The 14226-nt window shown below is 34.9% G+C and carries 20 protein-coding genes and 1 tRNA gene; 19 read left to right on the top strand and 2 right to left on the bottom strand.

What is annotated here, in order from left to right; genetic code table 11:
• The first annotated feature begins 9 nt into the window (after positions 1–9).
• From OA93_RS06340 to OA93_RS06255, 18 genes are all read left to right on the top strand, one after another.
• Complete coding sequence (locus tag OA93_RS06340; protein ID WP_039112298.1) at positions 10–606, top strand: hypothetical protein; 597 nt, start codon at positions 10–12, stop codon at positions 604–606.
• 16 nt (positions 607–622) lie between these two features.
• On the top strand, positions 623–1195 hold the full coding sequence (locus OA93_RS06335; protein WP_039112297.1) for a hypothetical protein: 573 nt from the start codon (positions 623–625) through the stop codon (positions 1193–1195).
• Positions 1196–1274: 79 nt separating this feature from the next.
• The gene (locus OA93_RS06330) at positions 1275–1841 is read left to right on the top strand and encodes a hypothetical protein (protein WP_039112296.1); all 567 of its coding nucleotides are present in this window, start codon (positions 1275–1277) and stop codon (positions 1839–1841) included.
• 72 nt (positions 1842–1913) lie between these two features.
• Positions 1914–2279: a hypothetical protein gene (locus OA93_RS06325; protein ID WP_039112295.1), complete on the top strand. Its 366-nt coding sequence runs from the start codon at positions 1914–1916 to the stop codon at positions 2277–2279.
• An 11-nt stretch (positions 2280–2290) separates the two neighbouring features.
• Entirely contained in the window at positions 2291–2608 is a 318-nt protein-coding gene (locus tag OA93_RS06320) for a hypothetical protein (RefSeq protein ID WP_039112294.1), read from the top strand.
• Entirely contained in the window at positions 2596–3378 is a 783-nt protein-coding gene (locus OA93_RS06315; RefSeq protein ID WP_039112293.1) for a hypothetical protein, read from the top strand. The genes OA93_RS06320 and OA93_RS06315 overlap by 13 nt, the downstream gene beginning before the upstream one ends.
• Positions 3366–3569, top strand: a complete 204-nt coding sequence (locus OA93_RS06310; RefSeq protein WP_039112292.1) for a hypothetical protein — start codon at positions 3366–3368, stop codon at positions 3567–3569. The genes OA93_RS06315 and OA93_RS06310 overlap by 13 nt, the downstream gene beginning before the upstream one ends.
• Before the next feature lie 12 nt (positions 3570–3581).
• Complete coding sequence (locus tag OA93_RS06305; RefSeq protein ID WP_039112291.1) at positions 3582–4061, top strand: hypothetical protein; 480 nt, start codon at positions 3582–3584, stop codon at positions 4059–4061.
• Positions 4061–4489 (top strand): hypothetical protein, encoded by a 429-nt coding sequence (locus tag OA93_RS06300; protein ID WP_131474461.1) that lies wholly within the window; start codon positions 4061–4063, stop codon positions 4487–4489. Before OA93_RS06305 ends, OA93_RS06300 begins: the two co-directional genes overlap by 1 nt.
• Before the next feature lie 85 nt (positions 4490–4574).
• On the top strand, positions 4575–5207 hold the full coding sequence (locus OA93_RS06295) for a hypothetical protein (RefSeq protein ID WP_131474460.1): 633 nt from the start codon (positions 4575–4577) through the stop codon (positions 5205–5207).
• Between the two features lie 102 nt (positions 5208–5309).
• Positions 5310–6008 (top strand): glycoside hydrolase family 19 protein, encoded by a 699-nt coding sequence (locus OA93_RS06290; protein ID WP_052259395.1) that lies wholly within the window; start codon positions 5310–5312, stop codon positions 6006–6008.
• Positions 6005–6361 carry a hypothetical protein gene (locus OA93_RS06285; RefSeq protein WP_039112288.1) on the top strand — a complete coding sequence of 119 codons (357 nt, stop codon included), beginning with the start codon at positions 6005–6007 and terminating at the stop codon, positions 6359–6361. The genes OA93_RS06290 and OA93_RS06285 overlap by 4 nt, the downstream gene beginning before the upstream one ends.
• Positions 6358–6912 (top strand): hypothetical protein, encoded by a 555-nt coding sequence (locus tag OA93_RS06280; protein ID WP_039112287.1) that lies wholly within the window; start codon positions 6358–6360, stop codon positions 6910–6912. The genes OA93_RS06285 and OA93_RS06280 overlap by 4 nt, the downstream gene beginning before the upstream one ends.
• A 12-nt stretch (positions 6913–6924) precedes the next feature.
• Positions 6925–7407 (top strand): hypothetical protein, encoded by a 483-nt coding sequence (locus tag OA93_RS06275; RefSeq protein ID WP_039112286.1) that lies wholly within the window; start codon positions 6925–6927, stop codon positions 7405–7407.
• 1 nt (position 7408) lies between these two features.
• Entirely contained in the window at positions 7409–9640 is a 2232-nt protein-coding gene (locus OA93_RS06270; RefSeq protein ID WP_039112285.1) for a zincin-like metallopeptidase domain-containing protein, read from the top strand.
• 100 nt (positions 9641–9740) lie between these two features.
• The gene (locus OA93_RS06265; protein WP_039112284.1) at positions 9741–9965 is read left to right on the top strand and encodes a hypothetical protein; all 225 of its coding nucleotides are present in this window, start codon (positions 9741–9743) and stop codon (positions 9963–9965) included.
• 2 nt (positions 9966–9967) lie between these two features.
• Positions 9968–10792, top strand: a complete 825-nt coding sequence (locus OA93_RS06260) for a hypothetical protein (RefSeq protein WP_039112283.1) — start codon at positions 9968–9970, stop codon at positions 10790–10792.
• A gap of 514 nt (positions 10793–11306) precedes the next feature.
• On the top strand, positions 11307–12251 hold the full coding sequence (locus OA93_RS06255; RefSeq protein WP_039112282.1) for a hypothetical protein: 945 nt from the start codon (positions 11307–11309) through the stop codon (positions 12249–12251).
• A 73-nt stretch (positions 12252–12324) separates the two neighbouring features.
• Here the strand turns inward: OA93_RS06255 and OA93_RS06250 are convergent, their stop codons facing one another.
• A complete protein-coding gene (locus OA93_RS06250) occupies positions 12325–13536 on the bottom strand; it encodes a tyrosine-type recombinase/integrase (protein ID WP_039112281.1) in 1212 nt (403 codons plus the stop codon).
• Positions 13537–13602: 66 nt separating this feature from the next.
• Positions 13603–13676 (bottom strand) — tRNA-Met (locus OA93_RS06245).
• 153 nt (positions 13677–13829) lie between these two features.
• On the opposite strand from OA93_RS06245, the gene OA93_RS06240 reads away from it, so the two are divergent.
• The gene (locus OA93_RS06240; RefSeq protein ID WP_035620801.1) at positions 13830–14222 is read left to right on the top strand and encodes an START-like domain-containing protein; all 393 of its coding nucleotides are present in this window, start codon (positions 13830–13832) and stop codon (positions 14220–14222) included.
• Positions 14223–14226: the final 4 nt, after the last annotated feature.

Genomic DNA, 14226 nt, shown 5'->3' with positions numbered 1-14226 from the left:
CAATGAAGTATGATAATTATTAATGAAGACGAAACAGGATTAGGCAAGCCTAAATGGATGAAAAAAATCAGGCTTAGAAGTGTCAGTTTAAAAAATGCCGTTAAAGCAACCAAATTTATTGCTCCCATTGCCGCAGGATTTATCCCAGTTGGCGGCGGTATCGCTTCCAAGCTTTTAAGTTCTAAAGGTGGTAAACTGGTGAGCAGAATAGCAAAATCCAAAGCAGTTAGAAAAGGTGTATCACTTTCAAGAACCACACTAGGTAGAAAGGTAGTAAGTGCTGTTCAAAACCGAGCACGACCACAAATCGAAGCGGTAAGCACCATCACCCCTGCAACCTTTACAGCAATGCCCTCTGATACAGGAAGCACACAAAACGAGAGCAGCACTTACAACGAATCGGTAGAAAGTGTACTCAACGATAGTCAGCCAGTAGGCGAACTAACACCTGTAAAAACAGCATCTACATCAAAAGGAGCTATTGCAGAACCAACAATGCAAATGACGGCAGCAGTAGAAAAGCCTAAGAACAATACACTTTTGTATGTTTTGGGTGCAGTGGTTCTGGGTGGAGGAATTTATCTAGCCACAAAAAAGAGTAAATAATTAAAACTAATCACAAATGAATAAAGAAGTAGTAGTCATTGGAGGAGGAATTGTTGGCGGTATGCTATCAAATGGAGCGAGTACATTATTACCTCAATCAGAAAGCCCAATCATGAACATTGTTATTGCAGGTGCATCCGCATTTGGAGCAACAAAAGTTAGTGGCACAAGCACAAAAGACAATTTGCTCCGAGGAGCATTAATAGGAAGTGCAGTAGTGCAAGCCTTATTAGCGGTGAAAAAAGTATCAGAAAAAAGCCTGAGTTCAAAATTTACTGGAACTGGAAAAGGAGCAATGTTCGCTAAAGGCGCATTTGGTTTAGCTTGTCCTTGTGATGAAAGTGGTTTAAACGGTCAGTTCATGGGTGGCGATGGTCATGTGTATGAATACGACGAGCAAGGTTTAAGCGGTACGTTCATCGACGAAGCAGGAAATATTTTCCAAGACGATGGATTAAATGGAGCATTTGACGAAGTGTACACCGATGAAGAAGGATTGCACGGAGCGGAAGCAGATGTTTACGGAGAAGAAGAACACGGTTTAAACGGAGCAGAGGAAGAAGATTTGTACCAAGAGCTTTATCAATAAAGAGTAACCAACAAAATAAAAACAAAGTTTTTCATAGGCTTTGTCCAAATTATCAATCATCAATCAAAAAACAATTACAATGAGCAGAAAATCAGAATTAGCGTCAGCGGTAGCGACAATTAAGGCTAAAAGAAACGGAGCAGTTCCAAGAATAGGTCAGGTAGAATTAACAGACAAAACTTTGTATTTGAGTGTTGCTATCAAAGGGCAAGCGGGTACAGTTGGAATTGTCGATGTAAATACCAAACGTGAAGTCGGTATTACCAATATTGACGGGAACAAATTAAATGCGGGTCGTGATTACATCATTGATGGCATTAGAGTGCTGAGAGGTTCAAATGCAAGTGCCAACCTTAAAAATGAAACTTGGGATTCTACCAACATCAATTCAAACAAATTGTTTGATGCTGCCTTTTTGAATGCAGAATTGAGAATCAAACAAGATGGTAATTCCTTAATAGATATGCCAATTACGGATTTGATAGGAGATACAACAGCTTTTTACAGAAGCATTTCTACTTCGCCTTTAATTCGTTCCAACTTGGAGTTTGAAATTGAAATTGAATATCCAAAAGGAGTTTCTGTTTCAGCAGCAGCGGATTCTAACGTTCGTTTCGAATTCAGAGTACACCAAGCAAAACGATAATACAAGGTTTATCAATCATAACAAAAGCCGTAAACCGTAAGTAGTTACGGCTTTTTTTTAATCAACAACAACATGGCAGTAAGAGAAAAAGTAATCAATTTAACAATCCCAAACGGAGAAACCGAAGTCTTGTATAGCACAGCGTTAGAAGTTGGTTTTATACTTGGAGCAGAACTACATACCAATCATACCAACATCGACAATTTTGCGCAGTATGGTATTTATGACGATAGTGGTGTTTCCTTTTCAAAACCCACGCACATTGACCACTGGAAACGCAGAGAGGGTGCAGGATTTGATGATAGTTATAAACCGTTATTCTTTAATACCGAATCCAAAACATTCACTTTCAAAGCAAAAACAAATCAGCCAGTTATCAAAGACACCTATTTTCATTTGATACTGATCTATAAAATTAATCCCGAGAGTTGCACCTAAAATAAAATTAAATGATAAAAGACATTATATCGATAAACACGGGAGTAGTTTTTTTGAAGTTTAAAGAAGACAAAGAAGTTACAATTGACGATGTAACAACCCTGCAAGTTGTCAATAATGGGTTTGTGAGTGTCTTTGTCAATGATTTTGAATTAGCCAGTAAGGAGCGATTGACGATAGTACCGCCCGATGGTACAACCTCAAAAGTAGAATTAACCATTCGCTTTGCAACAATCGACAACTCCCAAAGAAGCGACTTTTCAAAGTTCACTTGGAACAAAAAAGAACTAGATATTATTTACAAAAAATACATCCGATGCAAGAATTAGACAACCTGATAGACAAATTAAATACCGATTCTTATTCGGCAGTTTCTGTCCTTGATTTGGATACTAATTCCTTTTTGTTTCGCAATAAGACACATGCTGAAATCATTGCGGAGTATGGAAGTGCAGAAGAATTTTTCGAATCCTTGTTTGCAAAAGGACATAGTCGTTTAACTCTTGCCTTAAAACGTAAAAATGGAAGTTCATATAAAATCGATGGACAATCCTTTGATGTTAATTTCTCCAAGCAAAACCAATCTTCACAAGTACAGCAAGTACAACAAATTCCAGTACAGCAAGTAAAAGCTCCGCAAGCAGATGTGTTTTCTAATTCTTTTGGCTTGGGAACATTAGATATCATGAATCTTATGGTAGCCAAAAACGATGCTTCTAGACTTTTTACAGAAGTAGAAACACTAAAGGCAGAAAACAAAGATTACAAAAAGAAGTACGAGGAAATTAGAGAAGAGCAATTGCAATCCAAGTACGACACCAACAAAAGCAAAGGCACGCAAGAAATGCTTTTAGGAGCCATACAGCAATTGCCAACTCTTATTGGTTTTGTAAAAGGAACTGCACCAGTTGCAGGACTTGCAGCACCGATGGAAATGTATTCCAGTGAAGTGAAACAACACTTTGCAACGGCTTTGCAAAGCATTGATGATACGGTTGTGGGTGTGTTGGAAAGCATTACAAATGGACTTAATACCAATGTTGAATTTTCAAGTGAATTAGCACAATTATTAAAAAAACACCAATTATGGGAAGCATAAATACCAGTGTTGCAATAGAAATAAAGGCGACCAATCCTTTTGAAGTAAAAGCAACGACCACAGCATTAAAACAACTGGCACAACTTGATAATGAAGTACTTGTTAAACTGGCAGAATTATCGAAAAGCCCTAAAGCCATTACACAGCTCAAAACCAATTTTCCCATGATTAAAGGTTTTTTGTCTAACTAAAAACCACAGCACATGAAAAAGAGAGGATTGTCGAATCCTGCTGCTCTTGCAACTGTTTTATCAAGCCCACAAGGACAAAAGGCAATTGCTGAATCGCAGGAAAACGTAAAAAAAGGAATTAGTACAGGAATCACGCTCTTTAAATTCTTACTCGTTGGTGGTTTGGTTGCTATTCTATATTACAAAGTACTCAAAGGATTTACCCGAATCAAAGAAGATGTACGATACAAACCCAGTAATATCAATGTGACACAAGCCAAAGCAAGAGCGGAAGCCATTTACACTGCTTTATTAGGATTTGGAGCAAATTACAAAACAGTCGAGAATAATTTAACAGGACTCAATCACAACGGATTTATTCGGGTGTACAATGAATTTGGAGAACGCAGAAGTACCACCCTAGTAAAAATGAATTTAGTGGAATGGCTGCAAGACCAGTTTAAGGAAGATGATATTGCCAAATTGCGATTTTTAATAAAAGGATTTTTCTAATGATGACAACAAAGAAAAAAATAATTATAGTAACTGCATCGGTAGTGATTTTGGGTTTAGGGGTGTATTTCTTAACCAAGACCAATAAAAACGGAAAATCTGTTTTAGGAGGAAATAAAAAGTATATCGATGAAGGTGATATTAATTTAGTTCCTGCTTTTTCTGCCAGTCAAAAAGTAGCCTTGTTGTATGATGCAATGAATAGTTACAACGGTACAGATGAAACACAGATTTTTGAAACCTTAACTGGTGTTTCTCAGGCACAATTTGGACTAATTAGTAAAACCTTTGGGCTTAAAAATTACAATCGCATTCTAGGCTACAATGCAATTGGCGGAGTCAAATTACCACTTAAAACATGGCTCAGAGAAGAATTAAACGATGCCGATTATAATTTGCTCAGAAAGAAATTCCCAATCTATTTATAAAACCAAAAGTAGATTTTTTTGCGTGCCAGGAAAAACTGCAGCTGCGGATCTATTCGAAAAAAATCTACAATTTAAAAAAGAAAGCATGAAAGTGAAAAATGAAGATAAGATATTAATAGGCGCAGGAGTCGTAGGAATTGGAATTGTAGGCTATCTGTATTGGAAAAAAAAGCGAAATGAAAAAGAGCAGGAATTTTTAACCGATATTCCTGAACCACCACCAGTAGTCCTAGATAAACCTACGAATTCCCTACCAAAAACAGGAGCAGTTTTAAATAAAAACAAAGTATTAGGCAAAGGAATCAAAGGCGTTGAAGTTCGAGAACTGCAACGACTGTTAGACGTTACTATCGATGGCAATTTTGGAGCAAATACCCAAAAAGCTTTGCAAAGCAAAAAAGGTGTTTCAAAAATTAGCCTCAATGCGTATTTAAAAACCCCTTCGAGAACTACATCAAAAGAAACTCCTACTGCGCTCGTTACACCAAGAAAAGGACAGAAAGTAATGGCAAATGCGAACGGTGTTAGTCTTTTCAATGCTAAAAAGACAGCAAGCGGTACGTATTTCAATGATGGTACAAAACCTTTTATGGGTGGCAGTTTTGATTATGGGGAGCATCTGGGCGTTTTTGTTGGTTCTAAGATGGGAGGGCAATATTTAATCAATCGTAACGACGTGTATTATTTCGTAAACGCCAATGCCGTAAAAGGATATTAAAATGGGAACAACCGAAAAACTAATTATCGGAGCAGTAGCGCTCACAGGACTTGTTTATTTCCTGACACAACCAAAAGTAACCCCTAGAAAAGTGATTTTATAATGAGTTTTATTTTAGATAACAGCAGCATTTTTTTAAATGCATTTGTACGATATGGGGTAAACACCCCTCTTAGGATAGCCCACTTTTTAGCACAGGTATCACATGAATCAGGCAATTTTACCCGAATGGTGGAAAACCTGAATTATACACCGCAAGGGCTATTGTCCACCAGTCCGTTTAATAGTCGCCTGACACTAGCCGAAGCAAAGAAGTACGGACGAACAACCGAGCACAAAGCAAATCAACAAATGATTGCCAATATCGGTTATGCAAACAAAAACGGTAACGGCAATATTGCCAGTGGCGACGGATGGCGTTACCGAGGACGTGGATTTATACAGCTTACAGGAAAAGGAACATACCTAGATTACAAAAAGTACTCGGGTCATGATGTGGTAAACAATCCCGATTTGCTTTTGCAAACGGCTATTGCCGTGGATTGTGCCGTTTGGTTCTTCGCAGTCTACAAGAAATTAAATCCGCTCGCAGATGCTAATTTAATGACAGAGATAACCCGAAAAGTAAACGGAAAAACCAACGGACTAGCCGACAGGATTGCAAAGTTTAAATTTTACAAAACCCAAAACATCAATCTGGAGTTATTAAAAAAAAAAGCGAAACCCCTACCTAATTTTAGTAGCGTCACTAGCTACGCTTGGAATTGGCTTTCACCTTTTAACCAAAAAAAACTAATATGAAAAACACAATCCTATCCTCAATCATAACCGAACTTAAATACTATCAGAATTATTTTTTATTTCTGATTGTAGTACTGGCAGGAGTTTTTATGAAAATCTACCTAGCCATTCAAAAAGGAAAGAAGCCCAGACTTAGTTGGTTTTTAGCCGAAGCAGCCATCAGTTTTTTTGTTGCGTTTTCAGTCTATGCTGTTTGCGACCAATATTTGAGCATCAACAAAATGTTTACTTATGTCATTTGTGCTTGGGGTGGGTCACTCTCCACCTTAATACATAGTGAAGTAGAAGAATTAATCAGCAGTTTTTTCGATGGTTTAAAAGCCATGTTAAAACTAAAAATAAAGAAATCATGAGTACCAGTACCAACCCCGAGAATCCGTTTAAACTATTTTTAAAAGTAATTTTATTTATAGCCTTTTATTTTGCTATTTGTATTGCATTGCACGGTTGCAAAGCTAAACCAATGGAAAACATACACACAGTCGAAACGGTTATAGCCAGTAAAAAAGACAGTATCAAAACAACTGTTATTAGTGGCGCAATAAACGATACTTTAAGAATACAACTCCCCAAAGTTCAAACGGCTAAACCCGAATGCGACAGTATTACTAAAGCAGAATTACAGCGGGTATTACAATTGCTCAATAGTCATAAAAAATCAGGAGATAATGAAACAGGAATTTATTACGACAGTCTAAGGAATCAAATTGTAGCATGGCAGAAAATAGCACAGACTAAAAACGTAAATACCGCCACAAATAAAGAATACATCTACCTTAAAGGCGATAAACAAATTAAATATATCCAAATTAAATACATTCCTCTTTGGGTGAAAATACTTGCTTGGATAGGTTTTGCATCAATACTCTTTATCTGCTATCGTATTTCGAGAATCTTTATTTAAAAAATTAAACAAATGAGTGTTAATAAAATAGTTATTGGAGCGGGAATACTGGCAGTTGCAGGATATTTCTATTTGGAGCAGCGAGTGAAAAAGATAATAGAACAATTTCAGTTTGTTAAAATATACCCAGTAGCTTTTAAGAAACTCGATGCAAAGTGGAACGACGCAAAGCCATTTGTTACTTTTAATCTGGATTTGAAATTAGTAAATCCAACTGCTCAGAATTTTAGCGCACAGATTACAGCAGTAACCCTAAAGCGAATTTTATTTTACGACAAAAAGAATATGCTATTAGGAACGGCAAACGTAAATGTAAAAGGGATAAACATCCCAGCCAATTCCAGTATCGTAATTCCGAACGTACCCGTTCAGATGGATTTGCAAACCACCATAACTAACGTGCTTGGGGCTTTAAATGTCAGTAACTTTAATAGTAGCGATATTCGAATTGAGGTTATTGTAAGCATCTTGGGTACGGAACATAAAATATCTTAAAATGACATTAGCACAAGAATTCAATAGCCTTAACGGTTTAATCGTTTCAAGAAAAACCTTGGAAGATTTGCTTATGAAAGCGGAAAAGGAAAAACATACCGTTGTTTCCAAGCGTGTTATAAAAGTATTGCAAGCTTTTGCCGATGATACTTTCCTGATTGAAATTAATAATCTAATTGAACCTTACGGACTAAACGGAGTGGATGCAGAAATGCTATTACCAACTTTGGAATATATTTCTGAGAATCATAACGACGGATTAAATGCCGTTTCTCCTGATGAAATTTACAATTACATCACGGATTTGATTATCAATACGATTAATAAAGTTGGGCATTTACCGTGGCAAAAAGAGTGGAAAGGTTCAGGGGCTAGTAATTCAGTTATGAATTATGTTTCTAAAAAGGAATACACAGGGGCGAACTTCATTCTGAATTTTGATATTAAATTCGATGAAAAACTACAACCGTATTTAGTTCCTGCGGATTTTATACAGCCATATTTCTTAACCTTTAATCAAATCGAAGAAGCCAAAGCAAAGCTTAAAAAAGGGAGTAAAGCAAGGCGTGTGATTTATTACACTTTAATTCACGATTACCATAGCGAACAGTTAAAATTCAAAACCAACGACAATAAAAAATTTAGTGATTTTGTAAAGTCGAATGGATTGACAAAAGAAGATTTAAAAAAGAACCTCACCAAGTTCCCAGTTTTAAAATACTACAATGTATTTAGAGCCGATGATTGCGAGGGATTGAAATTTCCTGCTGTAAAAGAAAGAAAAACAACCAATCCAATAGCAGAAGCTCAGGCAATCATCGACGGATTTAAGAACCCGCCCAAATATACTAATATTGGAGATAGAGCCTATTACCGTCCAAGTACAGACGAATTAAATATGCCAACTATCGAAGCTTTCACCAGTGAAGCTTTTTATTATTCTACATTCTTTCATGAAGCGGTACACAGCACAGGTGCATCACATCGATTAAGTAGAGATATGACAGGAACGAGAAGCGGTGGCGGTAGCGGAAATTATGCCTTTGAGGAATTAATTGCAGAATTGGGAGCGGTATTTCTTTGTAGCGAATCAGGAATATTATTCCATACTAAGGAAAATTCTGCTAAGTATTTAAAGAGTTGGAACAATCATTTAATAGATGAACTAAACGATGACAATCGTTTTTTCTTAAAAGCATCGGCACAGGCTCAAAAAGCAAGCAATCATATTTTAGGGCGTGAAGCTTCTAGCGCTGAAAACAAAGAAAAGGTAGAAGAAAAGACAGTAGATAAACCTAGTCCGAAAGTAGAATCTATTAAAAAGACAATCGTAAAACCTATTGTTAAAAGAAAGGCAAAGCAAAAAATCAAACAACCCGATTTGTTCGGTGGACTCAGTGGAGCAGCAAGAAGAAAGAAACAACTTGCTACCAAAGAAACCATTGTAAAACCAATCAAAGAAAAGGTAATCGTTGCAAAGCCTGTTGCAAAGGAAATAATCCCAGTTGCAAAGGAAAATGTAAACCGAAATTCTCTAGCCTATAAAATGGCAAACAAGCCTACCAAAGTAGATTACTTTAAAATTGAGAATAAAGACATTGCGGATTTCTTAGGTGAAATTGAACATAAAGAAAAAGAAAGTATCGTAATTTCTCTTACTGGCGGTCAGGGTTCAATGAAGACCAGAATGTGTTTCCAGTTTATGAATGCCTTAGCGCAAAATTACAAAGTCGGTCATGCCAGTATCGAAGAGCATCCCGAGAGTAGTTTGTATTACGGCAAAGCCGAAGAGTATTTAAACGCAAAAGCATTGCAAAATATCGAAGCCCCTGAGATTAAAAGCGTTTTTGATTTAGATAAACTCATCCGAAACAACGACATTATCATAATCGATAGTTTCTCTAAAATGCAGGAAATGCACAAAGGCTTTGAAGTGGATAAGGATTTAAGAAAGAAGTACGACGGAAAATTATTCATTGTCATTTTTCAACAAACCACAGACGGTAAAATGCGTGGCGGTTCTAAAAGTCAGTTTGATGCCGATGTAGTTCTCTTTACGGAGAAGAAAGCAGATTACAGAGAAAATTACATCTGGGCGGATAAGAACCGTTACCAAAATAAACCACTCGATACTTTGAAATACAATATTTTCAATAAGAAACTAGAACGGGGCGAACCCGAAGCAGTGGCAGAACCACTAAGAACCAAAAAATTATCATTCACCGTAAATTAAAAAAAAGTAGATTTTATTGAAAGCCGGCAGCGCATTTCTCCAGGGATTTTTGGCTTAAAAATCTACAATTAATAATCATCAATCAAAAAAACAATCAATCATGGCAGTAAAAAAGAAACCAACCGTAAAAGGGTTAAAGAAAGTATGTAGTAGTGTTATTAAAGGAACGGGGCTTAAATCTGATGGAACATTGAAGAAAGGATTTAAATATATTAAAGGCGGTAAAATCGTAAAAGTAAAAGCAGCTACAACGAAAGCCAAACCAGTAAAGAAGAAAGTTGCTAAAAAGAAAGCAGTAAAGAAGGCTTCAAAATCTAAAAAGTAAAAATGAGTGCTGCAAACCCCAACCCCAAAATGGTAAAGTTTACAAAAGATAAAAACGGTAATGTGTTGTTGATGAAATTAGACAACACTTTAATCACTTCTTTTAATCCTGCTCAGAATCTTTTGAGGATTCCTGAAGCACCAAATAAATTTAAAATTCAATCGAATGCTTCATTTGGCGAAAATCCTTTGGTGTTGGACTATGTACAGGTTGATTGTAATTTGTGTGTTCCGATTATTGAAGCTATTGATTTTAATACTTTTTTGGTTGAATTATCTAAGAAGTTTTTCTTTTTTAAAGGCTTTGGTGATGGTGGTTCGGATGATATTAGTGGTAATAAAGGTTCTGTATATGGACTTGTTCGACCTACATTTGTTTATACTAAAACGTTAATCACCAAAAATTCAAAATTTATACGTTTAAAAAATGTTGATAGTGAACGTTGGGGACTTAAAATTCAATATGGAGGGTATTTAGAAGGAACTTTAGAACCGTACTTTAAACCTTATTTTGGTGGTACTGATTTGATGCCTGATACTGAAATCGGATTACAGGTAGAGTCCTTAATTTCTTTGGATGATATGTTTATTAGGCTCTTTTGGAACACGCAGAGAGAAAATTTTGATGTGTATTTTATTGTCAATCCTGATAGTAATACTTTTACGCTTTTAAATGCTGACCCTGCGTATTTTGTATCTACTGCTGATTATCAAGATAATGCTATTAGCGATACTTTGACTATTCGGTCTTTAAAACCTACTGGAGATCCCCTTAGTTTCTATGTTCGTTGGAAAAATGTTCCAGAATTAGAAGCAATGCCTGTTTGAGAAAAGTTTCTCTTGGTGTTTATATAATTAACTTACCTTGATGAAAAATATAGCTAGAGTAAGATTGGGAACTATTTTAGAATCGCTTTACAGAGATGTAATGCGATTTTTTATGTTTGTCTGAGAGTGCAATATTTGGCAGATTATGACAGTTTGGCACTATGTCATAAAAAAAGCAAAGTAGACATTTTGTCTGCTTTGCTTTTTTTATTTAATGAAAACCTTGTTTGTGTTTTTTTGGTATATTTTTTGTAGTACTCTTATTTAAATTTAATAAGAAAAGACAGTATATGAAAAAAAACAAATCTTAGCCTATTTGTTATCCAAAAGGCTAGTCACCTAAAGGTTTATGAAATAATGTGAAAATTGTGTCTTGTTCTTTACGCGGGAACAAAAATACAAATAGAATTGAATTAACGATTAAAAAATATGTTAAAATTTAATTTGCTATATATTATACGGGCTAACGGACGGAAATACCCTTGAATTAATTATAGAAAAATAAATTTTAAATATGGAAAAGATTATAGAATATTACGGTCTTGATGCGCAAGGCTACAATCAACAAAACGTTGAATTTTTAGATTTATACCTAGGTATAGATAATTTGTTATTTTTGGATTACAATAAAATATTGCTGAGTAATTCTCCGTTGTATTTAGCAATGAAAGGAGATATCGATGCTTTTATGAGGGGGATGTTTGTTTATCTAACTAGGGGGCAGAATTCAGATTTGGCTACCTTATTAAAAGGATTACATGAAACAAATGCGACGCATTTAGGGATGTCAAAGAATAAACCTAAGGGTAATTCTGTAGGGGATGAGCTAAAAAAAGAGATTTTTAAGAATCTATTATTTTTGAGAAGTTCTTTTTTAAAAGGTAACATGGAGATTGATAGTATTTATTTTGGTATTGAAAATATTGGTCCTGATCGAATTTCTGATATTGTTACAAGTATTATTAAATTAAGGTTGATTCAGTTTACTCAAGGTCAGTGTTTGAAACATGGGATTCAGATGGATCGTGTGTTAGCTGGTAAGACATTTGATTCTAGTAATTTAAGTTGGAATTTAAATTTTGTAGATCTTCCAACTTATGAAGGTAAGCCTGTTATATTGATTCCGAAAGATATTGTTTCTTCTTATGCTTCAATATCAGGTACCTTTCATTCTTTTATAAGATATGGATTTAATAAGTTTTTTAAAACTTCTCCTGTATATAAGCTTCTTGTTAGAGGTAAGGATGGGAAAAAGGATACTGACCTTAAAAGAAAAGAATTCAATGAGTATAATAAAGTAATTGGTTTGAATCCAAAAGCTGTATCGAAACAAATTTTGACTGAATTTGATAATAAGGATTTGGTTGAAGCATTTGCTGAAATTCGAAAAAAGGTTCGTATTCTTACTGATGATGAACTCGTAGAAATTATTGAAAATAGCATCAAAAAAGCAAATTAAAAAAAAGCCTCCATTTGGAGGCTTTTTTCATTTTTCCCCATTTTAATTATGGTTGTGATTCTCTAAAAGAGTCCTATTTTATATGTTTTGAATAATCATCAGGAAGTACAGCATCAATATCACGCAAATATTTTTCTAGTGCACTCATTGTTGTATGTCCAGTAATCAGCATTAATTTACTTTTTGCTTCATTAGGTGTGCTGTTTTTAACTAGTTCTTTATATAATTTGGTTATAAAAGTATGTCTGAAGCTATAAAGCCCATAATCTTTGCCTAGTTTTAAACTGTCTTTTACTTTTTTAAATTTATCACCAAAATAACCACGTTTGTCTGTTTCGTTGGTTGTCCAGTCAAAACCTATTCCTTTTGGAGTAAATAAAAAACTTTCTCCATCATACTTATCTAATTCTGGTAATTCATTCAGTAAAATTTCAGGAATGATTTTAGTTTTTACGGGCTTGTTTTTGGCTCGTACATAAATAAGTCTATCCTTTATGTTAATGTCCTTGATTCTTAATCTAACAACTTCAATTGGGCGTAAGTGATTAAGTGAAACAAATTGAATGAATAAAAGTAAAAGAGTATCATTCTTTAGTAGGTATTCTAATATGTCTTTCTCTTGTTCGGTGCTAAATGTTTTATTTCTCTCTGGAGTAGATTTTAAAACATTAATTTTTTTTATAAAATTATCTGTAATTATATCATTGTCCTCGAGAGTTTGAAAGAACATAGATAAATTTGCCCTTGTGTTGTTTCTGTTTTTTGGACTTGTTGCCGCTAAAACATCATTTAAGAAACCAATTGCAGCTTTTTTATTTACACTTGTAATATATCTGTTTTCATAGCCATTTGATAGAAGCCACTTTTCAAATGATTTTATTCTAACTCTGAAATCACGGTAACTATTTTCTTTTAATGAGTTTTTCTTTAGTTCGAGTGCAAAAGTAACAGCATCAGGAATGCTATATTTTTTTGATTCATCAACAGAAATAGAATCGTCATAAGGATTGTAACCATTTTCGAGAATGGTTTCGATTGCTTTAGCGAGAATTTTTATTGCTTCTCGACGTTCTTTAACAGTTTTGAATTGATTTACTCCTGAATAAATGGGTGTTTGTCGTTCTAATTTTTCAGTTTCAGGATTTCGAAAGGAATAATAGACGTACCAGCGCTTTGATAAGTCGCCTTTAGCATCGTAAATACTTGGAGAAGAATATAGTTTCTTATAAGTCAAATCGTATGCGTTAGCGTATTCTTTAGTTAAGAGGTGTTGAATTTTTGACATAAAAAAAGCGGTTTTAAATTTCTTTAAAACCGCATAAAATCTATATTTTTTAGCCTTTTAGCTTTGTAGCGAGACCGAGATTTGAACTCGGGACCTCAGGGTTATGAATCCTGCGCTCTAACCAACTGAGCTATCTCGCCATATTTGCAGTAAGAGTATGTTCCTCATTGCGGGTGCAAATATAGAAATAAATTTAGAGTTAGCAAGCAGAAATGAAAGAAAAAAAAATATTTTTAAAAAACTCTTTTTTTCAGAGATATATTCTTATATTTCCAAAAAATTAAATCTGGCACATGGATCTAAAAGTACGTTACGAAATCGAGTTTCCTATAAATTCATCTCCGCAGTTGTTGTATCAGTATATATCTACACCATCAGGATTGTCTGAATGGTTTGCTGATAATGTAAATTCACGTGGAGAGTTTTTTACATTCATCTGGAATGATTCTCAGGAAAAAGCACGTTTAGCATCCAAAAAAACGGGCGAAAAAGTTAAGTTTAAATGGGTTGACGAAAGCAGCAAAGACACAGAGTATTTCTTTGAACTGCATATTCTCGTAGACGAAATAACGAAAGATGTTTCGCTTATGGTAGTCGATTTTGCCGAAAAAGATGAGCTTGGAGAAGCGAAACAATTATGGGAAAATCAAATATCAGATCTAAAACATCTTATCGGATCAGTTTAGTAAA

The sequence above is a fragment of the Flavobacterium sp. KMS genome, assembly GCF_000813005.1.
In the GTDB taxonomy this organism is placed as follows: Bacteria; Bacteroidota; Bacteroidia; order Flavobacteriales; family Flavobacteriaceae; genus Flavobacterium.
The sequence above is the reverse complement of the archived record's forward strand: the minus strand, read 5'-3'. Positions and strand labels throughout refer to the sequence as shown.